Consider the following 14,005-nt stretch of genomic DNA (forward strand, 5'->3'; position numbering starts at 1 on the left):
GTTGCAGCTAAGGCTCAGTTGCCCGGGCAATTGCCGGGTAAGTCAGTCAAGGCATTGAAGCAGCCGGCCTCGCCCGGATCGACGTGCCGGCTTTGGCGGCCGCTGTTGGCGAAGGCGACGTAAGGAAAGGTTTCCTGGTAGATGCGGTCGTTGCCGTTGACGCCGTCGGCGATGCGGTTGTTGGGAAAGCTGTTGAAGGACGGATTCAATACTCCGGCGACGGCCTGGGCGGCGATGTCGGTGACGTCGTCCGAGACCCGGCGGCCGTTGGGGAAACCGGCATTGTCGCCGGCCAGAAAGCCCATGCGTTGCCGTGCCGCGGCGACGGTCGGGCCGATGCCGGTGTTCAGTCGCAACAGGTCGGCCAAAGGTCCGCTCTGCCCGGCCGCACAGCCGGGGCAAATCGGCGCGGCATAGAACACCAGCGGCGCCAGATCCAGCCGCGGCGGCGCCGGAATCGGTACCGCGCCGGCATAGGCGGCGTTCAGCACCCGCGCCAACAGCGGATCGAGCAGGTAGTTGGCGAATGCCGCGTCGTTTTTCGGATCGCTCATGCTGAATTTGTCTTTGTCGCCGGTGCCGATCAACAATTCGTTGATCAGCGGGTTACCCATGCGCTGGATCTGGGTAAAGGCGTTCGCCAACTTGGGTTTGCCGCCCGGCCTGTCGGCATAAGCCTTGGTGCGCGGCCGCGACGTGGTGGCATAGGTACCGATCACGGCCAGCGCATCGCCGGCGGCATGCAGCTTGCCGTCCTGAGTCAGTAGTGCGATCGGCAGTTCGATCGCAATCGAGTTGACATTGAAGCCGGCTACGTCGTCCGGGGCGTAGTTTCGGCCGTTATCGGCCGCCTGAGCGTCGGAAAACACGCCGGGAATGCCGGAGCCGAAGGCGTCGCCGCGAAAATTGAAAGTATCGAACGCCGCGCCCAGATCGATGTAAAAGGGATCGTCCACCGTGCCGGCAAACACCCGGACGCCACCGCCCAAATCGTAGATGCCCTGCCGGGCCAGGTCGGTGTAATTCGGCATGGTGCGCGGCCCAACGTTGGACGGCACCGCAAACAGTTTCTGCTGCCGGCTCAGATCGATGACCTGGCGGTTGGCGCCCTTGCCTTTGATCAAGGTTACGCTGTAGCTTTGGCGCAAGCCCAGGCCCTCGGAACCGGGACCGTCCAATGCGGTGATCGCCGGCGGCACCACTGGACTGCCCGGCGCCACCGGTGCCGGCGAATTGGCCGGCGCGAAAATGCCGCTGCCGGCACCGACGAAGCCGGTGAACACGCCGGGCAAACGGTTTTCGGTTTTAAAACGAAATTGCAGCGTGACGTCTTCTTCGGCATCGAAGTTGTTGTCGACTTTCATCTCGTAGAGTATTTCCGGATCGAACGGAAAATAATTCGGGCCATTGCCGGGCTCCAGCAACGGATCGACGTTGAGTATCATCGTCACTTTGCTCGGATCGTCGTAGCTGACGAAAGCGTACCAGTCGGTAATGTCGGCCTTGCTGTCCAGGGCCGTTAACGGCGCCTCGCGGTGGTTGGCGCTTTCGGCAGCCGGCAATCCGGCCAGAGTGAGAATGGCACCGGCGAGCAAGGCCAGCGGCCAGCGCTTGCTGGGGGTTGTCGGTTGGATAGGCTGTTTCATAATCGGTCTCCTGTCGGATAAGTAAGCGGCTACAAACTTCGCATCAGGCAATACGCGTCGGCACGCCATTCGGATGCAACGCGGCGGAAATTTTTTCGGCGCCGGTGTCCGGCTGGCCGCACAGGTAGCCCGGCCCGCGTTTCGGTTTGGCGTAGCGGCCGCCCAGCAAAAACAGGCCGGACAACCCGAGCAGCATCAGGGTCGGCGGTTCCGGGACCGTGGCCGCCTGCGCGGTATCGACGTTCAGAATATGGAATTCCCAGGCAGCAGTGCGGTTGGCTTCGACCGGATCGTTGTTGCTGTCGAGCAGGCTGCCGGCGCAGAACCGGCCGTTGGAGCAGCCGAAAGCGGCGGTAAAGTTCGGGTCGGCGTCGCGCAAGAAGCCGTCGGCCAACGCCGTGCTGGCCGAGAAATTGTCGTATTGGGTCAAGGTCGCAAGATAATCGCCGGCCGCCAGATTCAAGGCCAGGTAACTGTCGAACTCGCTGTAGTTGAAAACCGTCCCGTTGGAAACCTGGCTGCCGCCGGGGAAGCCGTCGTCCTGTTCCGCCAATTGGTTGCCGGCACTGTCCCACAGGCTCAGAATCGGATCGAAGCCGCCGCCGAGCCAGGACGAGGTAAATAAAGTGACGACGCCCGGTGCGCCGACCGTGAAATTGAAGCGCAACACGTCGTTGTCGTTGACGAAACTGCCGCTGAAGTCGAAGTCGGCGGCAGCGACAGGCCCGGCGCTCAGACTCGCGGCGATCGCCGCCGCGCGAAGAATGGTTTTCATGATTTGGCACTCCAAAATTAGTGGTTGGCAAGCGCAAGCCCCAACAGCGGCACGGCGTGTGCCGGCCGTTCGCATGGCTTGCAATCACCAATACGCGCCAAATCCGGTCGCGGATGCAGCTAGGCGAAAAAAACTTCGGCCCAAATCCGGCAGCGGCCGGTTCCGCGCGGCGACTATTTTTGGAAGCTGTTGCCTTTCAATGACTTGAGCCGGCGGCACTCTGCAGCGGGTTTGCCAGGCGAACGGAACCTGCTTTATAGTGACCGGCAAAATCCGACCGCTCCCCATAGCCTTGTGCCGTATCACGCCCGGTTGCCGACCGCATCGGTTGAATATGCTCACCAGCTCGCACATTTCAGCGCCAATCCACTCCCGCCCTGCATCCAAGCCGGCGTTGGCCGCGTATTTACCGTAACGGAGCAACGGCAATGACGGACAGCGATTGGAACCATGATGACGAAGTGCAGGCGCCGGGCCGAACGACTGCGGCCGACGAAGCGCAATTGCAAAGCTGGATTGCCGCCATCGTCGATCAAGACCAAGCGGCGTTGGAACGACTCTACGATTGCCTGGTCGACCAGGTCTACGGCTTGGCGTTGCGGATAACCGGCCGGGTGCAATGCGCGGAGGAAGTGGCGCAGGATACGTTCTGGCAGGTCTGGCGGCAGGCGCCGCGTTTCGACCCGGCGCGCGGTTCGGTCAAGGCCTGGGTCATGACCATGGCCCGCAGCCGGGCGCTGGATGCGTTACGACAACGCGATACCCAGCAGACCGAATTGGCAGACGATGCCCTGGCCGCCGTCGCCGCGCCGGCAGGACAGATGCCGACCGATCTGCTCGGTGCGGTGCAACAAGGACACCAGTTGCACGCGGCCTTGGCGCAGTTGGAACCGGTGACGCGACAGTTGCTGGCGCTGGCCTTTTTCAGAGGACTGAGCCACGACGAAATTGCCGAGAGCTGCGGTTTGCCGTTGGGCACGGTCAAATCGCATATCCGGCGCGGATTGCAGAGTATGCAGCATTTACTGACAGCCGATTTCGGCGAGGTTAATCGAACCGATGATTGAACAGCAACCGCCTCTACCCGGCTCGGAAGACGACGAGCTGGCACCGCTAACAAACCTGTTGGCGGAACAAATCGCGCCGATTGCGCTGGCCGACGAGCGCCGCAGCGCGATGCGGCGCGGGCTGCTGGCGCAAGTGGCGACGGCCGTCGCCAAACAGGCCGGTCTGACCACGGTGCGGGCCAAGGACGGCGTCTGGCAAACTTTGAAAACCGGCATCCGGGTCAAACCGTTATGGGACGGCGGCAGCCTGGGCCGCTCGGTGTTGATCGAGTTCGCCGCCGGCGCCAGTCTGATCCCGCACCGACATAACAGTCTGGAGGAAGGCATCGTGCTGCGCGGCGATTTGGCGATGGGCGATTTGCGGCTGGGGCCGCTGGATTACCATGCCGCAGCGGCCGGCAGCCGCCACGGCGCGATCCGCTCCGAGCGCGGCGCGCTGGCCTATCTGCGCGGCACTTCGCTGGGCGATAGCCGCGAGGTGTTGAAAGAAGTGTTGAGCGGTTTGCTGCCGTTCGGAGCCGGTCCGTCGCTGACGGCCCATGCCTCTGATATGAACGATTGGCCGGAAATCCTGCCCGGCGTCCGCAAGAAAACCTTGTGGATCGAAGGCGGGCGCGAGTCGTGTTTTTACCGGCTGGAGGCCGGCGCCCGCTGTCCGGAGCACGGCCACGATACCGAAGAGGAATGCATGATGCTGGCCGGCGATTTGTTCATCGACGACCTGCTGCTGCGCGCCGGCGACTACCAACTGGCACCGGCCGGCAGCGTCCACCGCGAGGTCTACACCGATGTCGGCGCCACCTTGTTCGTGCGCGGCGGCCGCAGCGATTGATCCGGGCTTAGCCGATATTCTGGCTGTTCAGATAATCTTCGTAACTGCCGCTGAAATCGACGATGCCGTTCGGGGTTAACTCGATGATCCGGGTGGCCAGCGACGAGACGAATTCGCGGTCGTGGCTGACGAAAATCAAGGTGCCGGGATAGTTTTCCAAGGCTGCGTTCAAGGATTCGATCGATTCCATATCCAAATGGTTGGTCGGCTCGTCCAACACCATCACATTGTTTTTTTGCAGGATCAATTTGCCGAACAGCATCCGGCCCTGCTCGCCGCCGGAAATCACTTTCACGGATTTGTTGATCTCATCATTGGAAAACAACAAGCGTCCCAGCGTGCCGCGAATCGTTTGGTCGTCGTCGGATTCCTTACGCCACTGGCCCATCCATTCGATCAGCGACATATCCTCGGCAAAATCCTCGGCGTGATCCTGGGCGAAATAACCGACGTCAGCGTTCTCCGCCCACTTCACTTCGCCGCTATCCGGCGTCAAATCGCCGACCAAGGTCTTCAATAAAGTAGATTTACCGATACCGTTAGGCCCGATCACCGCCACCCGTTCGCCGACCGCGATCATCATGTTCAGATTTTTGAACAATGGCTCTTCGCCATAACCCTTGGCCAAATCCTTGGCTTCCAATGCCAATCGGTACAATTTTTTGGCCTGATCGAAGCGAATAAACGGATTGACCCGGCTGGACGGCTTGACTTCGTCGAGTTTGATTTTCTCCAATTGCCGAGCCCTTGAGGTGGCCTGCTTGGCTTTGGAGGCATTGGCCGAAAAGCGGGCGACGAAGGTTTGCAACTCGGCAATCTGCGCCTTTTTCTTGGCATTGCTGGCCAGCAATTGCTCGCGTACCTGAGTGACCGCGGTCATGTAATCGTCGTAATTACCCGGATAAACCCGCAGTTCGCCGTAATCCATATCGGCCATGTGGGTGCAGACGCTGTTCAAAAAGTGGCGGTCGTGGGAAATGATTACCATGGTGCAGTCGCGCTGGTTCAGGATGTTCTCCAGCCAGCGGATGGTGTTGATGTCCAGGTTGTTGGTCGGCTCGTCCAGCAGCATGATGTCCGGCTCGGCAAACAACACTTGCGCCAGCAACACCCGCAATTTCCAGCCCGGCGCCACCGCGCTCATCGGCCCGTTGTGCTGCTCCAGCGGAATGTCCAAGCCCAACAGCAACTCGCCGGCTCTGGCTTCCGCGGTGTAGCCGTTGTATTCGGCAAACACCGCTTCCAGCTCGGCGGCGCGCATGTAGTCGTCCTCGCTGGCTTCCAGGTTGGCGTAGATCGCATCGCGCTCGGACATGGCCGCCCACATTTCGGCGTGGCCCATCATCACCACGTCCAGCACGCGCTGGTCTTCGTAGGCGAACTGGTTCTGGCGCAGGATGCCGAGGCGCTCGTTGGCATCGAGGCTGACATTGCCGGACGACGGTTCCAGATCGCCGCTCAGGATTTTCATGAATGTCGACTTGCCGCAGCCGTTGGCGCCGATCAGGCCGTAACGGTTGCCGTTGCCGAACTTAACGGAAACGTTTTCGAACAGGGGCTTGGCCCCGAATTGCATGGTGATATTGGCTGTAGAAATCAAGGGAATGTCCGTAAATGGTCAACAGAATGGCGACTGAGCGCCAGAGATGCGCTTGCGCGCCGGCAGCGGCAAAACAAAGTGGCGATTTTACCAGAGTTTAACCGGAGCCGATTTGCAATGGCCGTAAAACGACAGCCCGGCGCCTGTTACAATCGGCGCCCAACATTCGCTTCAACAACCTGCAACTGCCCAATCCGGCGAGGCCATGACCGCATCCAGCCACCCTATTCTGTACAGTTTTCGCCGTTGCCCGTATGCGATGCGCGCCCGCTTGGCGATCGCCGCAGCGGGCCTTTGCGTTGTGATCCGCGAAATCGAACTGCGGGCCAAGCCGGCGGAAATGCTGGCAATCTCGGCCAAGGGCACGGTACCGGTGTTGCTGCTGCCGGACGGCCGGGTCATCGACGAAAGCCTGGACATCATGCAGTGGGCCTTGGCGCAGCACGATCCGCTAGACTGGCTGCCCGCTTCGGATAAAGCCGACGCCGAGCGGCTGATCGCAAGCAACGACGGCGATTTCAAATACTGGCTGGACCGCTACAAATACGCCGACCGTTATCCAGAACATCCGGCCGAGCACTATCGGCAACAGGGCGAACGTTTCCTGGCCGAACTGGAGCAGCGCCTGCAACGTAACGCCGGTTTCTGCGGCGAGGGTTTCGGCTTGGCCGACGCCGCGATTCTGCCGTTTATCAGACAGTTCACCGCGGTGGACGCCGCCTGGTTCGCCGCGTCGCCCTACCCGGCTTTGCGCGCAGCGTTAAAACAATTGGTCGAATCCGAGCTATTCGGCAAGGCCATGGAAAAATACCCGGTCTGGCAAGCAACGGATGCCGCCAACTTTTTCGGAGCCCATCCCGACAGGAGCAGCTTATGCTGAAAATCTATAGAAAAGTCGTCGTCATCGATTCGAATCCGGCCGATCCGCGGCTACCGCCGCCGCCCAAGTCCTTGTCGCAGCGCCTGTCCGGCTTATTGGCGATTCCGGCCATGGTCGCCGGCGCCATCGTCGGCACCTTGGTGTTTTCGGCGCTGTTTGCCATTCTGCTGATTCCGTTGTCGATCGTCGGTTTCAAACTCTGGCGCGCCTGGCGCAATGCCCAACGCCAGCAGGCCGAGCAAACCCTGGACGCCGAGTACACCGTCATCTCCAGCGAGCGCGACGACAACCGCCCCGGCCGCTAACCGCCCCGCAAAAAAAAGCCTCTAACCTTGCGGGAAGAGGCCACGTAAGATGCAGAGCATTTACAACGAGGAGGTACTACGAAAATCGGGAAACGCTTAAATCCGGATCGGTTTGACAACGCTCAGGTTGCTGGCCAACGAGGCCGCGCCGAACAGCAATGTCGACAGCACGAACTCGCCCGACATGAAGCTGAAAATACCGGTGGTGAAAAACAGGCCGGTAACGATGTCTTTGAATTTTGACTGGTTCATTTTTCCGCCTTGACTGAATTAAGTCGAATCGTTGAAGTTGGGTTAACTATAAACCTTTAATTTTTATTTACAATAAGCCTGTTTATAGATGATTTGTTTCTTCATGAGAAACAAAAATCGACACCGACCCGCCCGCCACGACATCGGACGGAAAATGACTGAGCATTTTTCAGGCAATCCTTTAGCCACACTATTCAGGAGTACGCCGCCATGAGCCACCATCTAAACCTGCTCCGCGCGATATTTCAGGACCCGGTCAGCGGCAACTTGCACTGGCGCGATATCGAATCTTTGTTGCGCCACTTGGGCGCCAGCGTCCAACCCAGCCACGGCGCGCGCTTTCATGTGGTGTTGAACAACGTCGAAGGTTTTCTGCACCACCCGCACCACAGCGGGGTTTGCAGCAAACAAGAAATCAAACACATCCGCGAATACCTCAGCCACGCCGGCATCAGTGTGGCGCAATACGAAGCGGACCGGCACAAATCCGGTTAAGCGACGGTTGCCGCGTTCATTTCAAGGATGACTCCACTACCGGCGCGTAAGCGATGAGACTATTCGGAAAGTTGTGCCGGCTGGCGTTCATGCTGACGCCGGTGTTAATCGCGCTGGCGATTTACGCTGCGCTGGACGCCAAACCTTTGTTGCAAACCCAGGCCGAATTGACGCCGGAGCAAATCGGCCGCGCCCGGCAATTGTTCCACCAAAACGACCCGCGCCGGCTGCGCTCCGGCACGACCGCCCGCCTCATCCTGGAGCAAGCCGATCTGGACCTGGCTTTGAACTATTGGGCCAACCAATTCGCCGACGCCAGCGCCAGCTTGCAGTTGGAACAAAATCGGGCCCGGATCGACGCCACCTGGCCATTGCCGGCCAATCCGTTCGGCGGCTACTTGAATCTGCGGCTGCAACTGCGGCAGAAAATCGGCTTGCCGCAGATCGAATCGGCCCGCCTCGGCTCGCTACGGATACCGGGGCCGCTCGCCGAACTGACCGTCAAAGCCGCTGTCGCGGCACTACCGTTGCCGATCGACCTGAAACTCGTCGCCGGCCTCGTCCAGCATGTGCAGTTCCTGCCGCAACGCGCCAGCGTGTATTACCGCTGGCAAGCCGATTTGCCGGGCAAATTGCGCCGCGCCCTGCTGGCCGACGCCGAAGCCCAAATCCTGGAGCCGTACCAGCGCCGACTGGCCGAACTCAGCCGCAACACGCCGGACCGCGCCAGCCTGACAGCATTGACCCAGCCGCTGTTTCAACTGGCGCAACTTCAAAGCCGGACCGGCGACCCTATCGCCGAAAACCGCGCGGCGATTTTGGTGCTGACGCTTTATGTCAACGGCATTCCGCTAGCCAAAGCAGTACCTCAGGCAGCACTTTGGCCGCGCCCGGTCCGACACACGCTACTGCTGAACGGCCGCGACGATTTGACCAAGCATTATTTGGTGTCGGCGATGCTGGCGGCCTACTCCGGCACGCCGTTGGCCGATGCGGTGGGTCTATATAAAGAAATCCAGGACTCGCGCGGCGGCAGCGGTTTTTCGTTTCCCGACCTGGCCGCCGACCGCGCCGGCACCCGAATGGGCGAAACCGCCGTGGCCGATCGCAGCCAAGCCCTGCGCCTGCAGCAACGTCTAACCCAATCCGGCGAAGCGGAGCTGATGCCGGCCACCGCCGACTTGGTCGAATCGATGACCGAAGCCGAGTTCATCCAGCGCTTCGGCGGCTTCGACGGCGCTGCCTACCGGCAAACCCTGGCAACCATCGAACGCCGCATCGCCGAACTGGCGCTGTTCCGGGATTGAATCGGCGGAATTCGGCCAACAAAAAAGGCGGGCCCTTACGGCACCCGCCTTTAACTGGGTTTTAAGCCGATTCGGCTTTGCCGCCGGGATTTAAACCTTAGGCATCGCCCGCAGTTTTTCGACCACTTTGTCGCCAAACTCCTGGGTGCTGATCATCGTTACGCCACTGCCCGGCTTGGACAGGTCGGCTGTCGAGTAACCGTCGCCGAACACGCCCTGCATCGCCGCCCAGACGTTTTTGGCTTCGTCTTCCATATCGAAGCTGTTTTCCAGCATCATCGCCACCGAGCCGATCATCGAATACGGGTTGGCGATGTTCTTGCCGGCGATATCCGGCGCCGAGCCGTGCGACGGCTCATAGTAAGCTTTGTCCGGGCCAATGCACGCAGATGGCATCAAGCCCAATGAGCCTAAAATACCGCCGCCTTGGTCGCTCAAAATGTCGCCGAACATGTTTTCCATCACCATCACGTCGAACTGGGTCGGTTTCAGGCACAGCGCGGTGGCGGCGGCGTCGACCAGGTAGTTGACGACCTGCACGTCCGGATAGTCCTTCGCCACTTCTTCCATCACCTCGTTCCACAACACGCTGGACATCAGCACGTTGCTTTTATGGATGTTGTGCAGCAATTTGCGGCGTTTTTGCGCCAGTTTGAAGGCCTCGTGCATGATGCGGCGAATTTGCTCTTCGTCGTATTCCAGGGTTTCGCGGACATAGCGCTGGCCTTGCTCGTTGACGCCGCGCTCCTTGTTACCGAAATACAAGCCGCCGACCAGTTCGCGCACCATGATCAAATCGATGCCTTCGCCGATCACTTCCGGTTTCAACGGCGAGAAATGCGCCAGCGATTTGGGCAAGGACACCGGGCGGAAGTTGGCGTAGGTGTTGTAACGGCGGCGCATCGGCAGCAGCGCACCGCGTTCCGGTTGTTTTTCGACAGGAATTTTTTTGGATTCCTCATGGCTCAAGCCGATCGGGCCTTTCAGGATCGCATCGGCCTGGTCGCAAATGTCGATGGTGGCTTGCGGGAAGGCGTCGCCGGTTGCGAAGTAAGCGCAGGCACCGAACAAGGCCGGCAGCAATTCGAATTGAACGTCGTTGCGCTCTTCGATGACTTTTAAAACCTTGATGGCTTCCGCGGTGATTTCAGGGCCGATACCGTCGCCGGCCAGGACTGCGATTTTGTAGTTTTTCATGGGATGGTGCTGGTTGAATGGATAAATCGATAAATACGGACTGCGATCCGAGCAATAAACCCGTCGATTTTACCAGATAGCGCAGGTCGTAACGCCCGGAAATAACGTTTGCACACACTGCCGCGGTATTGCCCTGCTTCCGCATTTGATAGGTCAAGCCGCTCACCGCCACCGGGCTGCGGCGACAGGTCAATCCAGCTGCCAACCAAACGAATTGCATCCTGTCCGAACGCGACAGGGTCAAAAGCGGCAGGCCTGGCTAATGCCAATGTCTGGGCGATGAGGAGGAAATAAGCGCAGGTCAAATCAGCGAATGAAGCCTCTCCACCGCGCGGCGAATGCGGGTGGAGAGAGCCGAAGTAGCGGTTTATTTCAAACCGTTTTCAAAGGTGGGCAGGGGCGTTGATTTGCCATTACGGCCAACGGCCGGCAACTGGCGAATCTCATCCACACCCAAAGCGGGGTCGAGGGCATTACCATTGGTGACCACAAAAGCGTCGCCGGCATGGCCGTTGGGAACAGAGAGCGACGGATGGTCGAAAGGTGCTCTTTCGTAACTGACACGGGCGTCGGTGAAGGTCTTCATGAACGCCACCAAATCCGCTTGCTCTTGTGGCGTCAAGCCCAACGGCTTGATGTCGGGATGCAATTCCGGATTGGCAAAGTTGCCGCCCTGGTTATAAAAGCTGACCACTTGCTCGAGGGTCGATAAACTGCCGTTGTGCATGTAAGGCCCGGTAAACTCGACGTTACGCAAGGTGGGCACCTTGAAACTGCCGTCAACCAGAGCGATGTTTTGCGCCCGCCGTGCCGGCGAGTTGTCCAGGCACAAGCCGTTATCCTGCTCGAATTTGCAAGGTTCGACGCCGAATTCGTCGACAAACCGACTTTGCACAAACTGACGAGTCAGTGAGAGCGTGTTGCCGAACGGGTCGAGTCCGCCTCCACCAATGTCGTAACGGGTTGGTACTACACCGATGTTGTAGAAGCCGGTATCGTAGATGGCGATCTGATTATTTTGCATCAGCATGCCTTCGATAACATTGTTGCTGGTTTGCAATCGCGTGGCATTCGACATGGTGGGGCCTTTATGGCAGGCGTTGCATGCGCCCTTACCGTTGAATACGGCTTCGCCGTTGCGCTCGGCAGTCGTAGGCGTAATCAGGCCGCGTTTCCAGCGGTCGAAACGGCTGTCGTCGGACACCAAAGTCTCTTGATACAGTTGTAAGGCAATCCCGAAGTACATCGAGAAATTGGCTTCCATCTGGTTGTAAGGGCCGCTAGGCGTGACGCCAGGGTTAGGCGTACCGCACTGGTTGCCGCAGTCGCCGTTCCAATAGGCCGGTGCAAAAGCCTTTTGGATCAGGGTGCTGTAAGTACCGTTGGTGCCAAGCAAGGTAGGCAACGCCGACAATACGCTGTCGTCAGCAGCCACGGCTTGGAACTGTAACGGTTTTCTGTTCAACAACTTGCGTCCTACATCGGCAAACTTTCTGGCGCGGCAGGCCATTTCAAAGTCGCTACCGACCGGGCCAACCGCTTGTGACGCCATTGAGGCGTTTGTCAGTTTCAGCGGTCTCTTGACCAATTTCGCTGGCGGTGTGTAAGTCACTACCAGTTTCGGCCTTTGTGTTGTGTTCGCCGCCTGAGCGCTGGCGATGGTCCAGTTGTCGGCGTCGGAAGCCCCGGTGACAATCACCCAGCCGTAGTTAGGCGAGCCGTTCGACCACGCTTGCAACGAAGAGGTCAAATTATCGAAGCTCTGTGTTCCGGAACCGCCGGCGGATAGCCTGAATAACGACGTGCTGCTGGCCTCCACATTGTTGGTCGACACGCCACTTACCAGCGAATTCCAGGTCGAGTTGTCATTCCAGGGAACCAACATCTGGTTAATGCTTACGTAGTCGAGAGCGTCGGTTTGCGTCACAAAGACCTTGAGCGAAGCACTTTCGATTTTCGAACCAGGCGGAATTTGACCTTCGCCGTTGCCAAACAAATTGTCGAAACGAATCAAGATGTTTTTTTGGTTGGGCGAACCGTCGTCAACCTGCAGTGAGGTGGCCGCCGCGTAGGAGGTCGATCGACTGAAGGCGTTGAGATAGGTGTCTACGGTACCGTTGAAATTATTTTGACCTTGTTGAAAATCAGCGTTGCGGCGTTGGTTGTCGTTGATATACACCCCGGCTGCAACATCCCGTGGACCGAATGGCGATACACCGTTGAATTGGTTGTTGGCTCGGCCGTCCCAAAAATTGCGGTAGTTATAGGCGGCATTGATGACGGTTGGCGAGTTTCGCGGCTCGACATTGCGGGTACCGACGCCATTGACGTGAAAGATCGGCGACACATCGCGGTCGCAATCCTCGTTATTGCTGTCGGCAATTGGTGCTCGAAACTGGCCGGAGAAAGTGCCCGACGACGTGACAGTGTCGTCATTAGCCGGATCGAACGGGAAATCGGCTTTGGTCAGGGTGTAGTTAGGCCCGCCCAGTGCGCCGGAACGGGTCGGTTCGAATGTCGTGCCGCTCGCCGCAGCATGGTTCAGGCCGGGCGAAAGTTGGTTTTTCACCCGGTTGTCGCCGCCGGCATGGAAATGGCAACTGGCGCAGGCCATTTGATCGCTGCCGATCCCCTGTTCCCAAAACAAGGCTTTGCCCAGGGCAATTGCCGCTTGTTTGTCGACTACGACTGGCGTAACGATATCGGTTCGGATGCTGTCGCTGCTTACCAAGCCCGGTATGGCTGGCGGCAAAATGCCAGTCAAGGCTTCAGGGGCATTAGGATCGCCGACTATTGTCGTCTCCAGCGAAACATCATCTAACAGCGTACCAATGGCATTCGAAACACCGGTAGCCTCGAAACTTAAGGTGACATCACCCGTGGGGCCGCTGTAATTGAACGGGAATTCCCATGCCGTCCAGTCCAAGGTGTCGCCCACCGAAAAATAACCGCTGGTGTAGTTCGTGGATGTAATCGAGGCCCTTAAACCGCCACCAAATTGAAAGAGGTTTCTGGCTCGCGTATGAAAACGCAGTTTGTAGTTCTGGCCGTTGACCAACTTAACCTTGGTCGACATACTGGAATTGGTCCAGGTATCCAGCTCGACGAAATGCTTGCCACTGCGCGCGCTTACGCCATCAAAACCATTGGTCAAGACTTCCAGCTTATTCTCACCCGCAGTCCAAACCCGCGTTTTAGCGAAATATTGATAGGCATTGTTGGGCATTTGGTCCTGAATCAGGCCGCTGGGTGCACCGGCGCTGGGCTCCAGCGTCGTCCGCTCGAAATCATCGGAAAAGAACACCACGGCATGCGCTGCAGACATGCAGATCGTGCTCAAAGCCAAGGCGAATAGCAGCGAGGGCGCGTCTAGGGTGGCAGTTGATTTTGCCGGCCGCGGCTTGTCGGGCGGCAACTGTCGTAAGGGGTTTTTGATCATCTCGTTCTCAAGTCAATTTAAACAATACAAGATGAGCAGCTCGTCGATTGTCTGCTCGACGAAAGTATGAGCAATCTATATGCCGGCTATAGATATTCGGTTATCAATTAATGACTTGGCAAGTCATTGGTAGGCTTTATTTTTTTAGGGTTGTAAACGAAACCGACATGTCCTGTCGGCAGGATAACTTTCTAAGAATTGCCTATGGAG

12 protein-coding genes are annotated in these 14,005 nt (G+C 58.6%); 6 read left to right on the forward strand and 6 right to left on the reverse strand.

What is annotated here, in order from left to right; genetic code table 11:
* Positions 1–14: 14 nt before the first annotated feature.
* The gene (locus tag PL263_RS07840; RefSeq protein WP_278212464.1) at positions 15–1,646 is read right to left on the reverse strand and encodes a DUF4331 domain-containing protein; all 1,632 of its coding nucleotides are present in this window, start codon (positions 1,644–1,646) and stop codon (positions 15–17) included.
* A 43-nt stretch (positions 1,647–1,689) separates the two neighbouring features.
* Positions 1,690–2,421 (reverse strand): DVUA0089 family protein, encoded by a 732-nt coding sequence (locus PL263_RS07845; RefSeq protein ID WP_278212465.1) that lies wholly within the window; start codon positions 2,419–2,421, stop codon positions 1,690–1,692.
* A 428-nt stretch (positions 2,422–2,849) separates the two neighbouring features.
* Here PL263_RS07845 and PL263_RS07850 point away from each other — a divergent pair, with 428 nt between their 5' ends.
* Together PL263_RS07850 and PL263_RS07855 are read left to right on the forward strand one after the other, a co-directional pair.
* Positions 2,850–3,488, forward strand: coding sequence for a sigma-70 family RNA polymerase sigma factor (locus tag PL263_RS07850; protein ID WP_278212466.1), 639 nt, complete (start codon positions 2,850–2,852; stop codon positions 3,486–3,488).
* Positions 3,481–4,320 (forward strand): cupin domain-containing protein, encoded by an 840-nt coding sequence (locus tag PL263_RS07855; protein ID WP_278212467.1) that lies wholly within the window; start codon positions 3,481–3,483, stop codon positions 4,318–4,320. The genes PL263_RS07850 and PL263_RS07855 overlap by 8 nt, the downstream gene beginning before the upstream one ends.
* A gap of 7 nt (positions 4,321–4,327) precedes the next feature.
* On the opposite strand, the gene PL263_RS07860 is transcribed toward PL263_RS07855, so the two are convergent.
* Positions 4,328–5,920 (reverse strand): ABC-F family ATPase, encoded by a 1,593-nt coding sequence (locus PL263_RS07860; protein WP_278212468.1) that lies wholly within the window; start codon positions 5,918–5,920, stop codon positions 4,328–4,330.
* Positions 5,921–6,125: 205 nt separating this feature from the next.
* Here PL263_RS07860 and PL263_RS07865 point away from each other — a divergent pair, with 205 nt between their 5' ends.
* Together PL263_RS07865 and PL263_RS07870 are read left to right on the forward strand one after the other, a co-directional pair.
* Positions 6,126–6,800, forward strand: a complete 675-nt coding sequence (locus PL263_RS07865; protein WP_278212469.1) for a glutathione S-transferase — start codon at positions 6,126–6,128, stop codon at positions 6,798–6,800.
* The gene (locus PL263_RS07870; RefSeq protein ID WP_278212470.1) at positions 6,794–7,105 is read left to right on the forward strand and encodes a hypothetical protein; all 312 of its coding nucleotides are present in this window, start codon (positions 6,794–6,796) and stop codon (positions 7,103–7,105) included. The genes PL263_RS07865 and PL263_RS07870 overlap by 7 nt, the downstream gene beginning before the upstream one ends.
* A 96-nt stretch (positions 7,106–7,201) precedes the next feature.
* On the opposite strand, the gene PL263_RS07875 is transcribed toward PL263_RS07870, so the two are convergent.
* Entirely contained in the window at positions 7,202–7,357 is a 156-nt protein-coding gene (locus PL263_RS07875; RefSeq protein WP_278212471.1) for a hypothetical protein, read from the reverse strand.
* A gap of 210 nt (positions 7,358–7,567) precedes the next feature.
* On the opposite strand from PL263_RS07875, the gene PL263_RS07880 reads away from it, so the two are divergent.
* Complete coding sequence (locus PL263_RS07880) at positions 7,568–7,852, forward strand: type II toxin-antitoxin system HicA family toxin (RefSeq protein WP_278212472.1); 285 nt, start codon at positions 7,568–7,570, stop codon at positions 7,850–7,852.
* A gap of 53 nt (positions 7,853–7,905) precedes the next feature.
* Positions 7,906–9,159, forward strand: coding sequence for a hypothetical protein (locus PL263_RS07885; RefSeq protein ID WP_278212473.1), 1,254 nt, complete (start codon positions 7,906–7,908; stop codon positions 9,157–9,159).
* 90 nt (positions 9,160–9,249) lie between these two features.
* Here PL263_RS07885 and leuB read toward each other — a convergent pair whose 3' ends face one another.
* Together leuB and PL263_RS07895 are read right to left on the reverse strand one after the other, a co-directional pair.
* The gene (gene leuB, locus PL263_RS07890; protein ID WP_278212474.1) at positions 9,250–10,356 is read right to left on the reverse strand and encodes a 3-isopropylmalate dehydrogenase; all 1,107 of its coding nucleotides are present in this window, start codon (positions 10,354–10,356) and stop codon (positions 9,250–9,252) included.
* 367 nt (positions 10,357–10,723) lie between these two features.
* Positions 10,724–13,795, reverse strand: a complete 3,072-nt coding sequence (locus PL263_RS07895) for a cytochrome c peroxidase (RefSeq protein WP_278212475.1) — start codon at positions 13,793–13,795, stop codon at positions 10,724–10,726.
* Positions 13,796–14,005: the final 210 nt, after the last annotated feature.

This window comes from Methylomonas sp. EFPC3 (genome assembly GCF_029643245.1).
GTDB lineage: Bacteria > Pseudomonadota > Gammaproteobacteria > Methylococcales > Methylomonadaceae > Methylomonas > Methylomonas koyamae_B.

Coding starts and splice junctions, on each gene's coding strand:
- PL263_RS07840 (WP_278212464.1), bottom strand. CDS start 1,646: ATGAAACAGCCTATCCAACCGACAACCCCCAGCAAGCGCTGGCCGCTG.
- PL263_RS07845 (WP_278212465.1), bottom strand. CDS start 2,421: ATGAAAACCATTCTTCGCGCGGCGGCGATCGCCGCGAGTCTGAGCGCC.
- PL263_RS07850 (WP_278212466.1), top strand. CDS start 2,850: ATGACGGACAGCGATTGGAACCATGATGACGAAGTGCAGGCGCCGGGC.
- PL263_RS07855 (WP_278212467.1), top strand. CDS start 3,481: ATGATTGAACAGCAACCGCCTCTACCCGGCTCGGAAGACGACGAGCTG.
- PL263_RS07865 (WP_278212469.1), top strand. CDS start 6,126: ATGACCGCATCCAGCCACCCTATTCTGTACAGTTTTCGCCGTTGCCCG.
- PL263_RS07870 (WP_278212470.1), top strand. CDS start 6,794: ATGCTGAAAATCTATAGAAAAGTCGTCGTCATCGATTCGAATCCGGCC.
- PL263_RS07875 (WP_278212471.1), bottom strand. CDS start 7,357: ATGAACCAGTCAAAATTCAAAGACATCGTTACCGGCCTGTTTTTCACC.
- PL263_RS07880 (WP_278212472.1), top strand. CDS start 7,568: ATGAGCCACCATCTAAACCTGCTCCGCGCGATATTTCAGGACCCGGTC.
- PL263_RS07885 (WP_278212473.1), top strand. CDS start 7,906: ATGAGACTATTCGGAAAGTTGTGCCGGCTGGCGTTCATGCTGACGCCG.
- leuB (WP_278212474.1), bottom strand. CDS start 10,356: ATGAAAAACTACAAAATCGCAGTCCTGGCCGGCGACGGTATCGGCCCT.
- PL263_RS07895 (WP_278212475.1), bottom strand. CDS start 13,795: ATGATCAAAAACCCCTTACGACAGTTGCCGCCCGACAAGCCGCGGCCG.